This window comes from Pseudomonas sp. ABa2 (assembly GCF_056676075.1).
Genome location: NZ_CM155239.1, coordinates 3,950,828 through 3,969,913, shown reverse-complemented (window position 1 = coordinate 3,969,913; position 19,086 = coordinate 3,950,828). Strand labels below are relative to the sequence as shown.

Annotated in this window: 16 protein-coding genes; 11 read left to right on the top strand and 5 right to left on the bottom strand. The window is 69.8% G+C overall.

Translation table 11 applies throughout. The features are described from left to right. Nucleotides 1-69 precede the first annotated feature (69 nt). Together AC1G9C_RS19345 and AC1G9C_RS19340 are read right to left on the bottom strand one after the other, a co-directional pair. Nucleotides 70-1,119: an alkene reductase gene (locus tag AC1G9C_RS19345; protein WP_122108332.1), complete on the bottom strand. Its 1,050-nt coding sequence runs from the start codon at nucleotides 1,117-1,119 to the stop codon at nucleotides 70-72. A gap of 38 nt (nucleotides 1,120-1,157) precedes the next feature. Continuing rightward, the gene (locus tag AC1G9C_RS19340; protein WP_031303395.1) at nucleotides 1,158-1,478 is read right to left on the bottom strand and encodes an ArsR/SmtB family transcription factor; all 321 of its coding nucleotides are present in this window, start codon (nucleotides 1,476-1,478) and stop codon (nucleotides 1,158-1,160) included. Between the two features lie 102 nt (nucleotides 1,479-1,580). Between AC1G9C_RS19340 and AC1G9C_RS19335 the strand changes: the two genes are divergently transcribed. Further along, on the top strand, nucleotides 1,581-2,156 hold the full coding sequence (locus AC1G9C_RS19335; protein WP_122108334.1) for an acyl carrier protein phosphodiesterase: 576 nt from the start codon (nucleotides 1,581-1,583) through the stop codon (nucleotides 2,154-2,156). A 33-nt stretch (nucleotides 2,157-2,189) separates the two neighbouring features. Here the strand turns inward: AC1G9C_RS19335 and AC1G9C_RS19330 are convergent, their stop codons facing one another. Continuing rightward, entirely contained in the window at nucleotides 2,190-4,904 is a 2,715-nt protein-coding gene (locus AC1G9C_RS19330; protein ID WP_480408515.1) for a cation-transporting P-type ATPase, read from the bottom strand. 132 nt (nucleotides 4,905-5,036) lie between these two features. Between AC1G9C_RS19330 and AC1G9C_RS19325 the strand changes: the two genes are divergently transcribed. Continuing rightward, nucleotides 5,037-5,888: a universal stress protein gene (locus AC1G9C_RS19325; RefSeq protein WP_122108355.1), complete on the top strand. Its 852-nt coding sequence runs from the start codon at nucleotides 5,037-5,039 to the stop codon at nucleotides 5,886-5,888. A gap of 62 nt (nucleotides 5,889-5,950) precedes the next feature. Here AC1G9C_RS19325 and AC1G9C_RS19320 read toward each other — a convergent pair whose 3' ends face one another. Both AC1G9C_RS19320 and olsB read right to left on the bottom strand, forming a co-directional pair. Further along, on the bottom strand, nucleotides 5,951-6,724 hold the full coding sequence (locus AC1G9C_RS19320; protein ID WP_480408514.1) for a lysophospholipid acyltransferase family protein: 774 nt from the start codon (nucleotides 6,722-6,724) through the stop codon (nucleotides 5,951-5,953). A 178-nt stretch (nucleotides 6,725-6,902) separates the two neighbouring features. Beyond that, nucleotides 6,903-7,646: an L-ornithine N(alpha)-acyltransferase gene (gene olsB / locus AC1G9C_RS19315; protein ID WP_021444159.1), complete on the bottom strand. Its 744-nt coding sequence runs from the start codon at nucleotides 7,644-7,646 to the stop codon at nucleotides 6,903-6,905. 149 nt (nucleotides 7,647-7,795) lie between these two features. Here olsB and AC1G9C_RS19310 point away from each other — a divergent pair, with 149 nt between their 5' ends. The 9 genes from AC1G9C_RS19310 (at nucleotide 7,796) to AC1G9C_RS19270 (ending at nucleotide 19,064) form a co-directional block, all read left to right on the top strand. Further along, nucleotides 7,796-8,683: an acyl-CoA dehydrogenase middle domain-containing protein gene (locus tag AC1G9C_RS19310; protein WP_480408513.1), complete on the top strand. Its 888-nt coding sequence runs from the start codon at nucleotides 7,796-7,798 to the stop codon at nucleotides 8,681-8,683. Between the two features lie 66 nt (nucleotides 8,684-8,749). Beyond that, nucleotides 8,750-9,535 (top strand): oxygen-binding di-iron domain-containing protein, encoded by a 786-nt coding sequence (locus tag AC1G9C_RS19305; protein ID WP_021445675.1) that lies wholly within the window; start codon nucleotides 8,750-8,752, stop codon nucleotides 9,533-9,535. 168 nt (nucleotides 9,536-9,703) lie between these two features. Then, nucleotides 9,704-10,822: a serine hydrolase domain-containing protein gene (locus tag AC1G9C_RS19300; RefSeq protein ID WP_480408512.1), complete on the top strand. Its 1,119-nt coding sequence runs from the start codon at nucleotides 9,704-9,706 to the stop codon at nucleotides 10,820-10,822. Next, nucleotides 10,819-11,139, top strand: a complete 321-nt coding sequence (locus tag AC1G9C_RS19295; RefSeq protein ID WP_397496200.1) for an amidase — start codon at nucleotides 10,819-10,821, stop codon at nucleotides 11,137-11,139. The genes AC1G9C_RS19300 and AC1G9C_RS19295 overlap by 4 nt, the downstream gene beginning before the upstream one ends. Before the next feature lie 142 nt (nucleotides 11,140-11,281). Further along, nucleotides 11,282-11,854 (top strand): YceI family protein, encoded by a 573-nt coding sequence (locus AC1G9C_RS19290; protein WP_397496201.1) that lies wholly within the window; start codon nucleotides 11,282-11,284, stop codon nucleotides 11,852-11,854. After that, nucleotides 11,854-13,011, top strand: a complete 1,158-nt coding sequence (locus tag AC1G9C_RS19285) for a phospholipase D-like domain-containing protein (protein ID WP_480408511.1) — start codon at nucleotides 11,854-11,856, stop codon at nucleotides 13,009-13,011. Before AC1G9C_RS19290 ends, AC1G9C_RS19285 begins: the two co-directional genes overlap by 1 nt. A gap of 212 nt (nucleotides 13,012-13,223) precedes the next feature. Beyond that, nucleotides 13,224-14,990, top strand: coding sequence for a DUF1302 domain-containing protein (locus AC1G9C_RS19280; RefSeq protein ID WP_480408510.1), 1,767 nt, complete (start codon nucleotides 13,224-13,226; stop codon nucleotides 14,988-14,990). A gap of 28 nt (nucleotides 14,991-15,018) precedes the next feature. After that, complete coding sequence (locus tag AC1G9C_RS19275) at nucleotides 15,019-16,389, top strand: DUF1329 domain-containing protein (protein ID WP_122108342.1); 1,371 nt, start codon at nucleotides 15,019-15,021, stop codon at nucleotides 16,387-16,389. Nucleotides 16,390-16,541: 152 nt separating this feature from the next. Next, entirely contained in the window at nucleotides 16,542-19,064 is a 2,523-nt protein-coding gene (locus AC1G9C_RS19270) for a LuxR C-terminal-related transcriptional regulator (protein WP_480408509.1), read from the top strand. Nucleotides 19,065-19,086 lie beyond the last annotated feature (22 nt).

Genomic DNA, 19,086 nt, shown 5'->3' with positions numbered 1-19,086 from the left:
CTGAAGCCCCTCCCACAGGCGCTGTGGGTGTTGCGGGAGGCGCTTCAGCGGCGCGTTTCGTTGCCGGGCTTACAGTCGCGGATAGTCGATATAGCCCACCGGGCCGGCGCTGTAGAAGGTCTGCGGCTGCGGTTCGTTGAGCGGCGCGTCCTGCTGCAGGCGGGCCGGCAGGTCCGGGTTGGCGATAAAGGGGATGCCGAAGGCCACCGCATCGGCCTTGCCCTCGGCCAGCCAGGCATTGGCCTGATCCTTGGTGAAACGCTCGTTGGCGATGAAGACGCCGCCGAAGGCTTCCTTCAGGCTCGGCGACAGGCTGTCGTCGGCTTCCTGCTCGCGGGCGCAGATAAAGGCGATGCCGCGCTTGCCCAGCTCGCGGGCGACGTAGGTGAAGGTCTCGGCGCGGTTGGCATCGCCCATGTCGTGGGCGTCGGCACGCGGCGCCAGGTGCACGCCGACGCGGCCGGCACCCCACACCTCGATGGCGGCATCGGTGACTTCCAGCAGCAGACGCGCGCGGTTCTCCAGGCTGCCGCCGTAGCGGTCGGTGCGCTGGTTGGTGCTGCTCTGCAGGAACTGGTCGAGCAGGTAGCCGTTGGCGCCGTGGATCTCCACGCCGTCGAAACCGGCGGCCTTGGCGTTCTCCGCGCCCTGGCGGTAGGCCTCGACGATATCGGCGATTTCCTCGGTTTCCAGCGCGCGCGGGGTGACGAACTCCTTGATCGGGCGCACCAGGCTGACGTGGCCGGCCGGCTTGATCGCGCTCGGCGCCACCGGCAGTTCGCCGTTCAGGTAGATCGGGTCGGAGATGCGCCCGACGTGCCACAGCTGCAGGACGATCTTGCCGCCGTTGGCGTGCACCGCCTTGGTCACGTTGCTCCAGCCGCGGATCTGCGCCTCCGACCAGATGCCGGGGGTGTCCGGGTAGCCGACGCCCATCGGCGTGACCGCGGTGGCCTCGCTGATGATCAGCCCGGCCGAGGCGCGCTGCACGTAGTACTCGGCCATCAGCGCGTTGGGCACGCGGCCTTCGTCGGCGCGGGTGCGGGTCAGTGGCGCCATGATGATGCGGTTGTTCAGGGCGAGGTCGCCGATCTGGATCGGGTCGAAGAGCGTGGGCATGGTGAATCCTCCGTGGGGAGCGATTGGGAAAAGGATGTTCAGAGTTGCTGGCCGAGGCGTTCGACGAAGGCCTGGATGGTCGCCTCGTTGCGCTTGAAGAAGTGCCACTGGCCAACCTTGCGGCTGCTCACCAGACCGGCGCGCTGCAGGGTGGCCAGGTGCGCCGACACGGTGGACTGCGACAGCCCGCAGCGCTGGTTGATCTTGCCGGCGCACACGCCGATCTCGAGCGGATGCTCCTGGTCGGCGAAGTGGCGCTCGGGCTCCTTCAGCCAGTGCAGGATGTCGCGCCGCACCGGGTGGGCGAGGGCTTTGATGATGGCGTCGAGGTCCATGGTGTGGGTTCGCTGTATCGGCATGGGACGAACCTTATATCGGTCTGTGGCGATATACAGATCGTTTGTGCCGATAGCCGTTATCGACGGCTTCGATTCTGCGAGGCGGCCGGTTAAGCTCGGCGCATGAACTACCTGGCCCACCTGCACCTCGGCGGCGCTGCCCCGCCGCAACTGCTTGGCAGCCTCTACGGCGATTTCGTCAAGGGGCCGCTGGGCGGGCAGTGGCCGGCGGAAATCGAGGCGGCCATCCGCCTGCACCGGCGCATCGACGCCTTCACCGACAGCCACCCGCTGCAGGCGCGTGCGCGGGCGCGCTTCCCCGCCGCGCGGCGGCGCACGGCCGGCATGCTGCTGGATCTGTTCTTCGACCACTGCCTGGCGCGCGACTGGGCCGACTATGCCGAGCAGCCGCTGGAGGCCTTTACCGCGCGGGTGTACCGGGTGCTGGCCGACGAGCCCCAGCTGCCCGGGCGCCTGGCGCTGATCGCGCCGCGCATGGCGGCGCAGGACTGGCTCGGCAGCTACCGCGAGTTCGCGGTGCTGGAGCAGGTGATCGCCGGCATGCAGCGGCGGCTGTCGCGACCGCAGCTGCTCGACGGCAGCCTGGGCGAGCTGGAGCGCCTGTACCAGCCGCTGAGCGAGGATTTCCGCGCCTTCTACCCCGAGCTGATGGCGTTCGCCCGCGGCGAGCGGGGTTGAGGCGATTGCCCCGGTGCGCCACGCGCACCGAGGTTACCCCGTCGGCTGCAGGCGCAAACGGCGGATCAGCCATTTCTCCAGTTCGGCGACGACGAACAGCGCCAGCCCGGCCAGCACCACCCGCGCCCACTGCGCCGCATCCAGCGCGGTGGAGTGGAACAGCCGCTGCAGCGGCGGGGCATAGGTGTACAGCGCCTGCAGCAGCAGGCAGGCGGCGATGGCCAGCAGCACGGCGCGGCTGCCGAACAGGCCGTCGAGGCTGAGCACCGAGGCGAAGATGCGCCGGCTGTTGATCAGGTAGAACACCTCGCACATCACCACCGCGTTCAGCGCCATGGTCCGCGCGCTGTCCAGCCCGGTGCCGTTGTCCAGCTCCCAGAGGAACAGGCCGATGCCGGCGCCGGCCATCAGCAGCGACACCAGCAGCACGCGCCAGACGAAGAAGCCCGACAGCAGCGGCTCGTTCGGCGCCCGTGGCGGGCGGTCCATCAGCCCGGCCTCGGCCGGCTCGAAGGCCAGCGCCAGGCCCAGGGTCACCGAGGTGACCATGTTGATCCACAGCACCTGCGCCGGGGTCAGCGGCAGGGTCAGCTGGAACAGGATGGCGGCGATCACGATCAGCGCCTGGCCGCCGTTGGTGGGCAGGGCGAAGAGGATGAACTTCTTCAGGTTGTCGTAGATCGCCCGGCCCTCGCGCACGGCACCGGCGATGGTGGCGAAGTTGTCGTCGGCCAGCACCACCTCGGCCGCCTCCTTGGCCGCCTCGGTGCCCTTGTCGCCCATGGCCACGCCGACGTCGGCGCGTTTCAGCGCCGGGGCGTCGTTGACCCCGTCGCCGGTCATCGCCACCACCTCGCCGCTGGCCTGCATGGCCTGCACCAGGCGCAGCTTGTGCTCGGGGCTGGCGCGGGCGAACACCTCGACGCCGGGCAGCACCTGGCGCAGCTGGCGCTCGTCGAGCAGCTCCAGTTCGGCGCCGGTCAGCGCCGGCAGGCCGACGCCGATGCCCAGCTGGGCGCCAATGGCGCGGGCGGTCTCGGCGTGGTCGCCGGTGATCATCTTGACCCGGATGCCGGCGCGCTGGCATTCGGCCACGGCGGCGATGGCTTCCTCGCGCGGCGGGTCGATGATGCCGACCAGCGCCAGCAGGCACATGCCGCCTTCCACGTCGGCGAAACTCAGGCTGCGCTGGGAGGCGTCGGCCGGGCGGCTGGCGATGGCCAGCAGGCGCAGGCCGCGGGCGGCCAGGTCGGTGGCCTGGCGCCGCCAGTAGTCGGCGTCCAGCGGCTGGCTGCCGCCGTCGGCGCCGCGCTGCTCGCGGCACATCTCCAGCAGGCGCTCCGGCGCGCCCTTGAGGTAGATCAGGCCATGGCCCTGGTGGTCATGGTGCAGGCTGGCCATAAAGCGGTGCTCGGACTCGAAGGGGATGGTGTCGCTGCGCGGCAACTGGGCGTGCAGGGTGGCGGCGTCCAGGCCGGCCTTGAGCGCCAGGGTGTGCAGCGCACCCTCGGTGGGGTCGCCCTGCAGGCGCCAGGTGCCGCCGGCGTCCTGCTGCAGCTGGGCGTCGTTGCACAGCGCGGCGGCGCGGGCGATTTCCAGCAGCGCGGCATCCGGTTCCATCAACGCGCCGTCCAGGTGGAAGGCGCCTTGCGGGGCATAGCCGACGCCGCTGACGTCGAGGATGCGGCTGGCGCTGACCACGCGCTGCACGGTCATCTCGTTGCGCGTCAGGGTGCCGGTCTTGTCCGAGCAGATCAGCGTCACCGAACCCAGGGTCTCCACCGCCGGCAGGCGGCGGACGATGGCGTTGCGCCCGGCCATGCGCTGCACGCCGAGGGCGAGGATCACCGTCATCAGCGCCGGCAGCCCCTCGGGGATGGCCGCGGCGGTCAGCGCCACCACCATCATGAACATCTCGGCCGGGTCCTGGCCGTGCCAGAAGGTGCCGAGGGCGAAGGTGGCCAGGGCGAAGATCAGGATGGCCAGCGCCAGCCAGCGGCTGAACTGCTCGATCTGCCGCAGCAGCGGGGTGGTCATTGCCTGCACCTGTTGCAGCATGGCGCCGATGCGGCCCAGTTCGGTGGCGGCGCCGGTGGCCACCACCAGGCCGCTGGCCTGACCGCTGGCCACCAGGGTGCCGGAATAGGCCATACAGCGGCGGTCGCCGAGGGCGGCATCGGCCTGGCAACGGGCCAGGGATTTCTCCACCGGCAGCGATTCGCCGGTCAGCGCCGCTTCCTCCACCAGCAGGTTCTTCACGCTGAGCAGGCGCAGGTCGGCCGGCACCTTGTCGCCGGAGGCGAGCAGGACGATATCGCCGGGCACCAGCTGCTCGGCGTCGATCTCCAGGCGCTCGCCGCCGCGCAGCACCAGGGCACGCGGCGACAGCAGGTTGCGGATGGCGTCGAGGGCGTTCTCCGCCTTGCCTTCCTGGATAAAGCCGATCACCACGTTGATCAGCACCGCCGCGAGGATCACCCCGGTGTCGACCCAGTGGCCGAGCAGGGCGGTGATCAGGGCGGCGGCCATCATCATGTACAGCAGCACGTTGTGGAACTGGTACAGCAGGCGCAGCAGCGGGCCGCGCCGCTTGGGCGGCGGCAGCCGGTTGGGGCCGTGCAGCTGCAGGCGGGCGGCGGCCTCGCGCTGCTCCAGGCCGCTCGACGAGCTGCGCTGGGCCTCCAGTGCTTGTTGTGGAGTCAGTTCGTGCCAGGCGTTGTCAGAGTGTTCAGGGAGCCGAGTGTCCATTCGGGTGTCTCTGTTCGATGTCCCGCTAGGACCTTAGTCGGTTTCTCCGCGCCTGGCCTGATCTGCATCAAGCATCGGGGGGCTGTCCAGGCGCTCAACGGAGCGGGCCAGATGCCTGCCGAGGAGGATGAGATGAACAAGATACTGGTGGCGACCGACCTTTCCGAGCGCTCGGCACATGCCATGCAGCGCGCCGTGCAGTTGGTGCGAAGTCAGGGCGGCGGGGACTGGAGCCTGGTGCATGCGGTCGATGACGATGCGCCGACGGTATTCGTGCAGAATCAGGTGCGTCAGGCCGAGACCCTGCTGCAGGCGCAGGCCGAGCGTCTGGCCGAGCAGGCCGGCAGCCGGCCGCGAGTGGTGGTCGACAGTGGCGACCCGGCCTCGCTGCTGGTGGCGAGTGCACAGGAGCTGGCGGCCGACCTGCTGGTGGTGGGGGCGCACCGCAAATCGATGTTGCGCGATTTCTTCGCCGGTACCACCCTCGAGCGGCTGGTGCGCAGCAGCCATCTGCCGGTGCTGCGGGTCAATGGGCCGGTGATGCACGAGTACCGTAGCGCGCTGCTGGCGCTGGATCTATCCAGCAGCACTTCGCAGCAGGCCTTGCGTCGGGTACGGGAACTGGGGTTGCTGGACTCGCTGGATCTCGCCGCGGCCTGCGCCCTGGAGCTGCCTTCGAGCGGCACGATGACGGAGGCGGGGCTCGGCCCGGCGTTGCTGGAGAATCAGCGCAGCGCCGCCCGTGATCAGGCTGTCGCCCAGCTTCGCGAGGAAGGGGTGGAGCTGGCAGCTGAGTGCCTGCATGTCGCGTTTGGTTCTCCCGAGCGGGTGATCGGCGAGGCCCTGCAGCAGTCGGGCGCCGATCTGCTGGTGCTCGGCACCCATGCGCGCCAGGGACTCGCGCGTTTCGTCCTGGGCAGCGTGGCCAGTCGTCTGCTGGCCGAGGTGGATTGCGATGCGCTGATCGTGCCGCCGTCGGCCTGAGAAAGGCCTGTGCTGCAATCAGCGCCGCCCACAGCTCCTGGATGGCCGGCCTGGTGTGGGCTTCAGGCGGCCTCGCGCTGGGCTGCCGGCGCGTCCAGCTGTAGGGCGGTGGCGATGCGGCTCTGCGCCTGGCGCGCCAGTTCGTTGCGGCTGGCGCTGTTGCTGGCGATCGGCGCCAGCAGCTGGATCTGCACCTCGCCGGCCTGGCTGCGCAGCAGGCGCAGCAGGTGGCTGAGCATGTCGTCGTCGCCGACGAAGGGCGCCACCGGGCACGGCTGGCCGCCGCGCAGGTAGCGGATGGCCACCGGTTGCAGCGGCACGCCGCTGTCGATCGCGCTCGCCAGCAGGCGTCCGTGGAAGGTGCGCAGGCCCTGGCCGTCGGTGGTGGTGCCCTCGGGGAAGATCAGCAGGTGGCGGCCGCGTTGCAGATGGCGACCCAGCTGCTGGCCGACCAGGTTGCTGTCGCCCGAGCCGCGGCGGATGAACAGGGTGCCGGCCTTGTGCGCCAGCCAGCCGGCCAGCGGCCAGGTGCGCACCTCGGCCTTGGACAGGAAGGAGATCGGCTGCAGCGCGCCGAGCAGCGGGATGTCGGTCCAGGACACGTGGTTGGCGACCCATAGCATGGGCTGCGCGGGCAGCTCGCCTTCGACGCGCACGCGAAACGGCAGGGCGCCGCTGAGGCGCGCGAGGAACCAGCGGGTCAGGCGTTGGCGCAGGGCCATCAGGTCGTGGCGCACCAGGCGTTCACACAGGCTGACCACGCCGGCCAGCAGGGCGCCGCAGGCGATTACCAGCAGCAGGTGGGCCAGGCGAAGGGACAGACGCAGTTGGGCCATCGGGGCCTCCGCTTAAGGATGAGTGGCGGCATTATCCATGCACAGGAGCGTTTGGCGATGCCTGGCTGTCTGGCTGTAGGTTGGGTCGAGCAGCGACGGAGCCCAACGACAGCGGGGCGGCGCAACGCCGACGTGTGGCCGCACATCGCCCGTTGGGCATCGCTGCGCTCAGCCCAACCTACACGGCCGCCTTGAAGTGGCGGGCATAGCGCGGGCACAGCTCGTCGCGCTTGAGCAGGATGAACACGTCGGCGACCTGGAAGTCGCGGTCCCAGCAGGGTTCGCCGCAGATCTTCGCGCCCAGGCGCATGTAGGCCTTGAGCAGCGGCGGCATCTCGGCGATGACGTTGCCCGGCACGTCCAGTTGCGGCAGCGGGTGCCTGGGTTCGGCGCGCAGGTGTTCGGTGCACAGGTAGCGTTCGCGCAGGCGTTGCATGATCGCCTGGGCCTGGATGCCGCCGTCCTGCATGGAGATGCTGGCGCAACCCATCAGGTAGCGGTAGCCGCCCTCGTTGAGCACCTCGGCCAGTTCGCCCCAGAGCACGGCGATGGTGGCGCCGTTGCGGTAGGCGCCATCGACGCAGGTGCGACCGATCTCCAGCACCGGGCCCTGCAGCCCGGCCAGGCCGTGCAGGCTGAATTCCTCTTCGCTGTAGTAGCGGCCGAGGCCGGCGGCGGCCTGGTGGTCGAGCAGGCGGGTGGTGGCCACCAGCTCGCCGCTGTTCATATCACGCACACCGATATGCCGGCAGTGAATGTCGTAGTCGTCCATGTCCAGGCCCAGTTCGGCGCCGTTGAGCTTGGCGTCGAATTCGGCGCTGAACACCCGGTAGCGCAGGGCCTGGGCCTCGCGCAGGGCGGCGGGACCCACCAGGCGTTCGGCCTGCAGGCGGCGTGCGGTGTTGGGTGCAGTCTGGGTCATGCCTGAGCCTCCTTAAAGCCGGCTTTCGGGACTTGCAGCCGGTCGATCTTGTTGGGCAAAGTCAGGCTAGGTAGCCGCGGTGTCACCACCGTGAAGCTTTTTTGATGCTTGTGTGACGGCCGCCGGCCGTTGCCTGGAGGGAATACGCGATGCCCTGGTCAACCCTGCTGCAACCCGCTGCCCGCCTGAGCGCCGAACAGGGCCTGGAGGACTGGTACGGCCGGCTGCTGCAACGCCTGGGCGGGGCGCCGCAGCCGTTCGAGCTGGCCCTCGGCGGGCGCCTGGCGGCGACGCCGGGGCTGGCCTTTCTCGCCGGCTACCAGGCGGCGCTGCGCGTGCTGTGGCCGGCGGCGCCCTGGTCGGCCGGCGCGCTGTGCGTCACCGAAGGGCGTAGCACGCGGCCGGCGGATATGCACACCCGTATCGACGGCCTGCATATCGACGGGCGCAAGGACTTCGTCACCGCCGCCGAGTGCGCCGACTGGCTGCTGGTGGCGGCGCGCGAGGACGGCCCGGGCGAGGCGCCGCGCCTGGTGCTCGGCGTGGTGCGCCAGGGCGCGCCCGGGGTGCGCATCGAGGCGCTGCCGGCACTGCCGCTGATGCCGGATATCGGCCACGCCCGCCTGCATCTGCAGCAGGCGCAGTGCGAGCGTCTGGCCGGCGACGGCTGGGCCGACTACGTGAAACCCTTTCGCAGCATCGAGGACGTCCACGTGCTCGCCGCGCTGTGCGCCTGGCTGCATGGCGTCGGCCAGGAATGCGCCTGGCCCGAGGCCCTGCAGCTGCGCCTGCTGGCGCAGTTGGCCGGCTGCGCCGAGGTGGCCCGGCAGTGCCCGAGCGCGGCGCCCACGCACCTGCTGCTGGCCGGCCTGTTCGCCCAGCAGCGAGCGCTGGCGGCCGAGCTGGACGCCGCCTTCGCCGCCGGCCCGGCGCCCTGGGCGGCGTTGTGGCAGCGCGACCAGGGCCTGCTGCAGATCGCCGAAGGCGCGCGGGCCAAGCGCCTGGAGAAGGCGCGGCAGATTGTCGCCCGGGCTTGATCCATATCAGTACGCCGCACAGGGCGCGGCCCTAAGGTTGCCTCGCGTTTCGTCTACGAGGTTTCCATGCGCCGCGAGCCCATCGTGCTGTTCGATAACGGCAGCCACCAATGCCTGATGTTCGATGACCTGGTCAGCGGCGAGGGCGTGCAGTCCAACCAGTTCCTGATCACCGACCACGAGCAGTACCTGCTGCTCGATCCGGGCGGCGACCTGACCTACACGCCGCTGTCGCTGGAGCTGTCCAAGCACATCCCGGTGCAGGACCTGACCTACATCTTCGCCTCGCACCAGGACCCGGACATCATCGCCTCGCTGGACAAGTGGCTGCTGCACACCCGGGCGCGGGTGATCTGCTCCAAGCTGTGGGCGCGCTTTCTGCCGCACCTGACCGCCAACTACCTGGCGTTGAGCCGCGGCATCAACACCTTCGATCGCATCATCGCGCTGCCCGACCGCGGCCAGAGCATCGCGCTGGGCCAGTGCACGCTGAAGGCGGTGCCGGCGCATTTCCTCCATTCGGTGGGCAACTTCCAGCTGTACGACCCGGTGAGCAAGATCCTCTTCTCCGGCGACATGGGCGCCTCGCTGGTGGACGACGCCAACCCGGTGCGCGACTTCGTCAATCACCTACCCAACATGGAGGGCTTCCACCGCCGCTACATGGCCGGCAACAAGGCCTGCCGGCTGTGGGCGGCGATGGTCCGCGAGATGGACGTGGCGATGATAGTGCCGCAGCACGGCCGGCCCTTCGTCGGTGCGGAGATGATCAGCGCCTTCCTCTACTGGATCGAGAACCTCGAATGCGGCCTCGACCTGATGGGGCCGGAGGACTATCGCCTGCCGAGCTGAGGCGCGCTCGGTGGCTTGGCTGCGATGGGGCGGGTGGAGCGCGGCGCGCCCCTGTTGGGCTGCGCTCGGCGCCAACCCACCTTTGCCCGCGTGCAGGGGCGGTGCGGCGCTTCAAGCGGTCACCGGCTCCGTGCTAGGGTGCGCCTCGATTTCCTAGCGAGGCCGCCCATGAGCCCCTTTTCCCTTCGCCGTATGAGCCTGCTGCTCGGCCTCAGCCTGTTGGCCGGCATCGTCCGGGCCGAGTCCTGGCCGCAGCCGGACTGGCAAACCGTCCCCCACAGCGACAGCCCGGCGCTGGCCGCGCTGGAGGCCTACGCCTTTCCGCCGCGCGACGACGCCACGCGCCTGGGCGTGCGCAGCGATGCGCTGCTGGTGGTGCGCGACGGCCGGATCGTCTACGAACGCTACGCCGCGCCAACCACGGCGGACAGCGCGCACCTGACCTGGTCGATGGCCAAGAGCCTGCTCGCCACCACCCTCGGCGTGGCCTACGGCGAGGGCCGCTTCAAGCTGGACGCGCCGGTGGCCAAGTACTACCCGGCGATGGCCGAGCACCCGCAGGTCAAGGTCGGTCACCTGCTCAACTGGGCCTCGGGCCTGGCCTGGCAGGAGGACTACGAGTACGCGCCGCTGAAGTCCTCGGTGATCGCCATGCTCTACACCCGCGGTCGCGACGACATGGCCGGCTTCGCCGCGGCGCATGCCGCCGATGCCGCGCCGGGGGTGCGCTTTCGCTACTCCAGCGGCGACAGCAACCTGCTGGCCGCCGCGCTCAAGGGCATGGTCGGCGCCGAGGCCTACCCCGACTATCCCTGGACCGCGCTGTTCGAGCCGCTGGGCATCGCCAGCGCGACCTGGGAGCGCGACGGCGCCGGCACCTTCGTCGCCTCGTCCTACGCCTACATGAGCGCCCGCGACCTGGCCCGCGTCGGCCTGCTGCTGCAGCGCGGCGGCCGCTGGGGCGAGCGCCAGCTGCTGCCGCCGGCCTGGGTCGAGTTCGTCGCCACGCCGTTCGCCGGCTACCAGCCGCAGACGGCCAAGCCCGGCGACGCGGTGCCCGGCGCCCATTGGTGGCTCAACGCCGAACTGCCCGGCGCCGCGCGGCCCTGGCCGGATGCGCCGGCCGATACCCTGGCCGCCCTCGGCCACTGGGGCCAGGGCCTGTACGTGCTGCCCGAGGAGAAACTGGTGGTGGTGCGCTACGCCGACGACCGCGACGGCAGCTACAGTCATAACGAACTGCTCAAGCGCGTGCGTGCGGCCTTCGCCGAGGAGGTGCAGCCATGATCCGTCGTCGTCCCTGGCTTACCCTGCTGCTGTTGCTGGTCATCGTGCTGATCGCCCTGGCCTGGCCCAATCGCGCGCACCTGGCGGCGTTCCCCGACATCATCGGCGCCTACACCGCCAAGGAGTACTGCTCCTGCCGTTACGTCAGCGGCCATCCGGCGGCCTATTGCGAAGGTTACGTCGCCCAGTACGTGCCGATCGGCAGCCTGCGCGACGATACGGCCGGCAAGCGGGTGACCGCCAGCGGCCTGGGCCGCACCCACAGTGCCGCCTGGCTGGGCGCGCGCCAGGGCTGCCAGCTGTTGCCGAACGACTAGCGACCAACCCTCTCCCCGCAATGGGAGAGGGGAGCCTAACCCCACGATCTTGAGCCAATGGCACCGGAGCAGGGCGCCGGGCTTTGCAAGCCCGGCTGCGGCGACTATCGTTGCGCCTGGTCATGCCGTTTGCCGAGTCCCCATGCGTCGTTCGCTGTTTGCCCTGTTGCTGGCTGCCGCCTTGCCCGTCCAGGCCGATTGGTACCTGGACAACGAGTCCTCGCGGCTGTCCTTTATCTCCACCCACTCCGGCAACCTGTCGGAGGTGCACCGCTTCCTCACCCTGCACGGCCAGATCACCGCCGACGGCCGCGCCCGCCTGCGTATCGAGCTGGACTCGCTGAGCACCGGCATCCCGCTGCGCGACGAGCGCCTGCGCGCCATGCTGTTCGACACCGAGCGCCTGCCCGAGGCGCGGGTCGCCGCGCAGGTGAACCTGGCGCAGCTCACCGACCTGGCGCCGGGTGCGCAGCTGGAACTGCGCCTGCCGCTGACCCTGACCCTCAACGAGCGCGCGCGCCAGCTGGAGGCCGAGCTGCTGGTCACCCGCCTGGACGACCGCCGCTTCCAGGTGGTCAGCCTGGCGCCGCTGGTGCTGCACGCCGAGGACTTCGGCCTGGCCAGCGGCATCGAGGCGCTGCGCAAGGTGGCCGACCTGTCCGCCATCAGCCTGTCGGTGCCGGTGGGTGCGGTGCTGATCTTCACTGCTCGCTGATGCGCGGCGCGATCTTCCCCTGGCGCGGCGGCAACCGCTTCGCCCTGCTGCTCGACGGCCCGCAGTTCTTCCCGCGCATGCTCGCCGCCATCGACGCCGCCGAGCGCCAGGTCGAGCTGGAGCTGTACCTGGTCGAGGACGGCCAGTGCAGCGAGCGCCTGGTCGCCGCGCTGTGCCGGGCGGCGGCGCGCGGCGTGGCGGTGCGCGGGCTGTTCGACGCCTTCGGCTCCGCCGGCCTGGGCCAGGCGCTGCGCCAGCGCCTGCAGGCGGCCGGGGTGCAGCTGCGCTGGTACAACCCGCTGCGCTGGCGCCGCGGCCTGCGCAACTTCCAGCGCGACCACCGCAAGCTGCTGCTGGTCGACCGGCGCCTGGCCTATGTCGGCGGCACCGGCGCGACCGACCAGTTCTGGCTGCCGGAGCAGGCCGACAGCGCCTGGCACGAGGTCATGGTGGAGATCGAAGGGCCACTGGTGCACGACTGGCAGCAGCTGTTCGAGTACCAGTGGCAGGCCTGCCTGGCGCGCTTCGCCTGGCAGCCGCCGCGGCTGCCGGGGCTGCGCAAGCTACCGGGCAATCCACCGGCGGGGCAGGGCCTGGGCCGGGTGGCCTACGCCGATGCGGCGCAGCACCGCGACATCCTGCAGTCGCTGGTGCGCGCGCTGCGCGTGGCCAAGCATCGGGTATGGCTGGCCACGCCCTATTTCCTGCCGACCTGGAAGGTGCGCCGGGCGTTGCGCCGGGCCGCGGCCAGCGGCGTCGAGGTGCGCCTGCTGCTGACCGGCCGGCACACCGACCACCCGCCGGTGCGTTTCGCCGGCCAGCGCTACTACCCGCGCCTGCTCAAGGCCGGGGTGCGCATCTTCGAGTACCAGCCGCGCTTCCTGCACCTGAAGATGGTGCTGGTGGACGACTGGGTCAGCGTCGGCTCGTGCAACTTCGACCACTGGAACCTGCGCTTCAACCTCGATGCCAACCTTGAGGCGCTCGACCCCGAGCTGACCGCCGCGGTGACGGCCAGCTTCGTCGCCGACTTTGCCGCCAGCGCCGAGATCACCCTCGACGAGTGGCGCGCGCGGCCCTGGTGGGGGCGCCTGCAGCAGCGCCTGTGGGGCTGGCTGGATCGCCTGGCGGTCAACCTGCTCGATCGCTGGCGCTGAACGCCACGCAACACCGGCCCGCCCCCTGGGAAAGTTCCCCGTTGGCCTGATGTTCCGTCATTCAGCAGCCTGAGGGTGGGCGCGTGCCGCCCGCGCCAGGGCGCCATTCATACTTTCGGGCGACAGATGAAATCCCTCCTTGGTGCGCTTATCCGGGCGTCGGTCGCTGCGTAGGGTGCAGGGCAGTCGCACCCCAACATCAGGAGACCCGCATGACAAGAACAACAGGGCCCGGAATCTTCCAGCCGCACACCTTGGCCTTGGCCGTCGCCGTCGGATTCGCCGCCCCCGCGCAGGCCATCACCTTCAATATCGGCGAGATCGAGGGCCAGTTCGACAGCTCGCTGTCGGTCGGCGCCAGCTGGTCGGTGCGTGGCGCGGACCCGGATTTCGTCTCCGTCGCCAGTGGCGGCAAGGCCTCCTCGCGCACCTCGGACGACGGCCGGCTGAACTTCAAGAAGGGCGAGACCTTCTCGAAGATCTTCAAGGGCATTCACGACCTCGAGCTGAAGTACGGCGACACCGGTGTGTTCGTCCGTGGCAAGTACTGGTACGACTTCGAGACCAAGGACGAGAGCCGGCTGTTCTACGACATCGAGGATCACAACCGCAAGACCGCCGCGCAAAGTTCAGGTGCGGAAATCCTCGACGCCTTCATCTACCACAACTACAGCCTCGGCGATCTGCCGGGCAGCGTGCGGGTCGGCAAGCAGGTGGTCAGCTGGGGCGAGAGCACCTTTATCGGCAACAGCATCAACTCGATCAACCCCATCGACGTCGCCGCCTTCCGCCGCCCCGGCGCCGAGATCAAGGAAGGTCTGATTCCGGTCAACATGCTTTACGTCTCGCAGAGCCTGAGCGACAACTTCTCGGCCGAGGTGTTCTATCAGCTGGAGTGGGACCAGACCGTGGTCGACAACTGCGGCACGTTCTTCTCCACCTCCGACGTGGTCGCCGACGGCTGCGAGGATCGTCTCGTGGTGTTCGGCCCGGACCTGCCGCCGGGCGAGTCGACCAACTCCTTCGTCGACAACGCCTACATTCCCCGCGCCGGGGACCGCGACGCGCGCGACAGCGGCCAGTACGGCCTGGCCCTGCGCTGGTTCGCCGAACAGCTCAACGACACCGAGTTCGGCCTCTACGCGCTGAACTACCACAGCCGCAACCCGGTGTTCAGCACCATCCGCACCACCACGCCGAACTTCGTCAGCTTCATTCCCGGTGCGCCGAACGCGCGCTACTTCATCGAGTACCCGGAGGACATCCGCCTCTACGGCCTGAGCTTCCAGACCAACGTCGGCGGCACTGCGCTGTCCGGCGAGATCAGCTACCGGCCGAACATGCCGATGCAGATCAACTCCACCGACCTGTCCTTCGCCGCCCTCGGCCTGCCGTTCAACCCGGTGTTCGAGAGCGGTCACGCGCAGAACGTCGCCAGCGCCGATCTCCACGGCTACGAGCGCAAGCCCTTCACCCAGGCACAGCTCACCGCGGTGCAGTTCATCGATCGGGTGCTCGGCGCCAGCCGCCTGACCCTGCTCGGCGAGGTGGGCTGGAACCACATCGGCGGGATCAAGGACGACCCCAGCGAGCTGCGCTTCGGCCGCGACCCGATCTACGGTGCCGGCGAGTTCAGCGCGCCGGGTGTGTGCGCCGCGTTCAACGCCGCCAACCCGGACGAATGCCAGGGCGACGGCTTCCACACCGACACCTCCTGGGGCTACCGCCTGCGCGCCAGCGCCGACTACAGCAACGTCTTCGCCGGGGTCAACCTGACGCCGAGCGTGGCCTGGTCGCATGACGTCGACGGCTACGGGCCCAATTTCAACGAGGGCAGCAAGGCCATCAGCATCGCCCTGAATGCCGACTACCAGAACACCTACAACGCCAGCCTCAGCTACACCGATTTCTTCGGCGGTGAGTACAACACCATCACCGATCGCGACTTCGTGGCCCTGAGCTTCGGTGTGAACTTCTGATCAACCACGCGCAAAGGATCCGTACCCGATGAAAACTACAAGAATCCTGCAAAGCGGAGCGCTGGCCCTGACCCTGCTGGCGACCGGTGTGATGGCCGCCGTCTCCGAACAGGAGGCTGCGCAACTGGGCACCAGCCTGACCCCGCTCGGCGCGGAGATGGCCGGCAACGCCGACGGCAGCATCCCCGCTTGGACCGGCGGCCTGCCGAGCAACGCCGGCGCGGTCGACGGCAAGGGCTTCCTCGCCGACCCGTTCGCCGCCGAGCAACCGCTGTTCACCATCACCGCGGCCAATGCCGAGCAGTACCGCGACAAGCTGTCCGCCGGCCAGCTGGCGATGCTCAAGCGCTACGCCGACAGCTACAAGATCCCGGTCTACCCGACTCATCGCAGCGCTGCGGTGCCCGACGAGATCTACGCCGCAGCCAAGCGCAGCGCCCTCCATACCACGGCGGTGGACGGCGGCAACGGCCTGCAGAACTTCGCCGACAGCCGCTACTACGCCTTCCCGATCCCCAAGAATGGCATCGAGGTGGTGTGGAACCATATCACCCGCTACCGCGGCGGCAACGTGCGGCGCTGGATCACCCAGGCCACTCCGCAGACCGGCGGTTCCTACAGCCTGGTGCGGTTCGAGGACGAGGTGGCGTTTCCCGCCGACATGCCCGACATCGATGCGGACAAGGCGAGCAACGTCCTGCTCTACTTCAAGCAGCGGGTGACCGCGCCGGCGCGCCTGGCGGGCAACGTGCTGCTGGTCCACGAGACCATCGACCAGGTCAAGGAGCCGCGCCTGGCCTGGCTCTACAACGCCGGTCAGCGCCGCGTGCGCCGCGCCCCGCAGGTCGCCTACGACGGCCCGGGCACCGCCGCCGACGGGATGCGCACCGCCGACAACTTCGACCTGTTCTCCGGCGCCCCGGATCGCTACGACTGGAAGCTGGTGGGCAAGAAGGAGATGTACATCCCCTACAACAGCTACAAGCTCGATTCGCCCACGCTGAAGTACGACGACGTGCTTAAGGCCGGGCATATCAACCAGGACCTGACCCGCTACGAGCTGCACCGGGTCTGGGAAGTGGAGGCCACGCTGAAGTCCGGCGAGCGCCACATCTACGCCAAGCGCCACATGTACTTCGACGAGGACAGCTGGCAGCTGGCGCTGGTCGACCACTACGACGGCCGCGGCCAGCTGTGGCGGGTAGCCGAGGGGCATGCGCAGAGCTACTACAACCACAAGGTGCCGGGCTACACCCTGGAAGCCCTGTACGACCTGATCGCCGGTCGCTATCTGGCGCTGGGTATGAAGAACGAGGAGAAGTCCGCCTACGCCTTCGGCTTCAAGGCCACCGGCGCCGACTACACGCCCGCCGCGCTGCGCACCGCCGGGGTGCGTTGAGTCCGGGTCAAGCGTCTCTCCATGTTCGGGCGGCCTGCGGGCCGCCTTTTTTATTGGCCCTCATCAGGGCCGGTGATACAGCTGTCGGCCGCGGGGATTGCGCACTAGCCTGCAATCAGCCGGTCCCCGCATAAGAACAATTCAGAGCCGCTATGACCGCTTACGCTCCCTCCACGCCCCTGGTCGTGCCGTCCTGTGGCAAGGGCGTGCCGCTGCGCCAGCCGCCGGGGCACATTCGCCGCGAGCCGTTGATCCAGCGCCTGCTCGAGCAGGATTGCCGCCTGCGTCTGCTGATCGCGCCGGCTGGCTTCGGCAAGTCGGTGCTGCTCGCCGATTGCGCCCGTGCCTGTCCCGCCGGGCGTCTGCCGGTGTGGCTCGGTTGCGCCGGCCAGGCCTGGTCGGCGGGCGAATTCTGCCGACAGCTGGCCGTGGCCCTCGGCTACCCGCCCGATTTCACCGAGGCTCAGCTGCTGGCGGCGCTGGCGCAAGAGCCACGCGCGCTGTGGATCATGCTCGACGATTACCCGCGCGAGCCCGACGCCGAACTCGATGCCTGCTTCGACCGCCTGCTCGCGGCCGCCGCGCCGGGGCTGAACTGGTGGCTCGGCAGCCGCCGGCGCCCGGCCTGCAACCTGCCCCGGCTGCTGCTCGAGGGCGAGCTGTTCGAGCTGGGCAGCGCCGACCTGGCGTTCAGCCTGGCCGAGGTCGATGCCTGGCTGGCGCAGTTCGATGGCCGCCGCGTGGCCGGCGCCGAGGCGCTGCGGGCGCAGACCTGGGGATGGCCGGCGGCCTTGCGCCTGCTCGCCGTCCAGGGCGAGCGCGAGGGGGCTGTCGCGCCCGGCTGCGCACTGCTGCGCGACTACGTCGAGCATGAGGTGCTGCGCGGCCTGCCGGACGAACTGCTGCAGGCGCTGCTGCAACTGGCGCAGCTGCCGCGCTTCTGCACCGAACTGTGCGAGCACCTGCTGGGGGTGGGCGAGGGCGCCGCCTGGTTGCAGGCATTGCGCGCCCGCGGCCTGTTCATCGAGGCGCTGGAGGGTGCCGCCGACTGGTTCGTGCTGTTCCCGCCGCTGGCCCAGGTGCTGCAGCGACGCGTCGGCGGCGGCAGCCAGAGCCTGCACCTGCACGCCAGCCAGTGGTTCGCCGCCCGCGGCGAGGTGCGACCGGCGGTGGAGCACGCGCTGCTCGGCGGACAGCCGGAGGTGGCGGCGAGCTTTCTCGAGCGCTTCACCGAGGAACAGTTGCTGCAGGGGCAGGAGCTGGCGCTGATCCTGCGCTGGCGCGGCGAACTGCCGGAGGACCTGCTGGCCAGTACGCCGCGGCTGATCCTGCTCAATGCCTGGGCGTTGTTGCTGGTGGGACGCCTGGATGAGGCGCAGGACTGCGCCGACCAGCTGGCGCGCTTTCAGCCGCGTGCCGATGGCGAGCGGCTGCGTGAGCTGTTCGCCCAGTGGCAGGCCATACGCGGTATCGCCGCCTATGGCCGCGGCTGCGCCGAGGAGGCCCGCGCTCATGTCCTCGAGGCGCTGGCCATGCTGCCGGAGGGGGCCTGGGCGCAGGCGTTGCTGTGCCGTTCGGTGTTGACCCAGATGGCCATCGGCGAGGGCCGTCTGGAGGATGCCCAGCTGCTGGGCTACGAGGCGCTGAAGCAGGCGCGGCGCTGCGGCAGCCTGGTGTTCGAGGCGCTGCTGGAGCTCGATCATGCGTTGTTACTGGAGGCCCGCGGCGAGTTCGGCCGCGCCCAGGCGCTGCTGCGGCGGGTGCTCGAGCAGCCGGACGGCGGGGTGTTGCGCAACACCCCGGTGTGCGGGCGGATTGTTCTGCGCCTGGGGCGTCTGGCCTTGCGCCTGGGCCGTGCGGAGGAGGCCCGCGAACAATTTCACGCCGGCCTCGCGGTTGCCCTGGAACATGGCGATCCCGGCGCCTTCCATGGCTACCTCGGCTTGGCCGAGCTGGCGGCGCGCCAGCGCGACCTGGCGGCGGCCTTCGCCCGCCTGGCCGAGGCCGAGCGCCTGATGCAGCGCCAGGGGGTGGCGGATTCGCTCTATCGGGGCGTGCTGTTGCTCGTCAGCAGCCGTCTGTGGTCGTGGCAGGGCCATCACGAGCGCGCCCGCGAGGCGCTCACCCGGGTGCTCGAACACTGGCGCAGGCATCAGGTCATGCTACCGCCGCCCAACTTTCCCGACCTGTTGCCGCGCCTGCATCACCTCTTGCTGCTGCTCGATCGGGACCAGGGCCGCGACATTGGCGAGGCGCTGCAGCGGCTGCTCGAGCGGGCGCTGGCCGAGGGGCGTCAGGCCCTGGCCTGCGAGTTCTGGCTGAGCTATGCCGAGGCCTGCACGGATGCCCCGACGGCGACTTGCGCCAGGCAGACCGGGCAGGCCCTGCGCCAGCGTTTGAACTACCAGGGCCTGTGGTTCGTCGCCGACGAGTTGCCGTTGCCGGCCGCGAGTGAGGGCGAGGCGGCCGCCGCGGAGGCCCCCTTGAGCGGCCGCGAGCTGGCGGTGCTGCAGCTGATCGCCCAGGGCTGTTCCAATCAGGAGATCGCCGACCGCCTGTTCATCTCCCTGCACACGGTCAAGACCCATGCACGGCGGATCAACGTCAAGCTCGGCGTACAGCGCCGCACCCAGGCGGTGGCGATGGCCAAGGCCTGGGGCTTGATGGGCGATTGAGCGGGCCCGCTCGCGTCGGCGA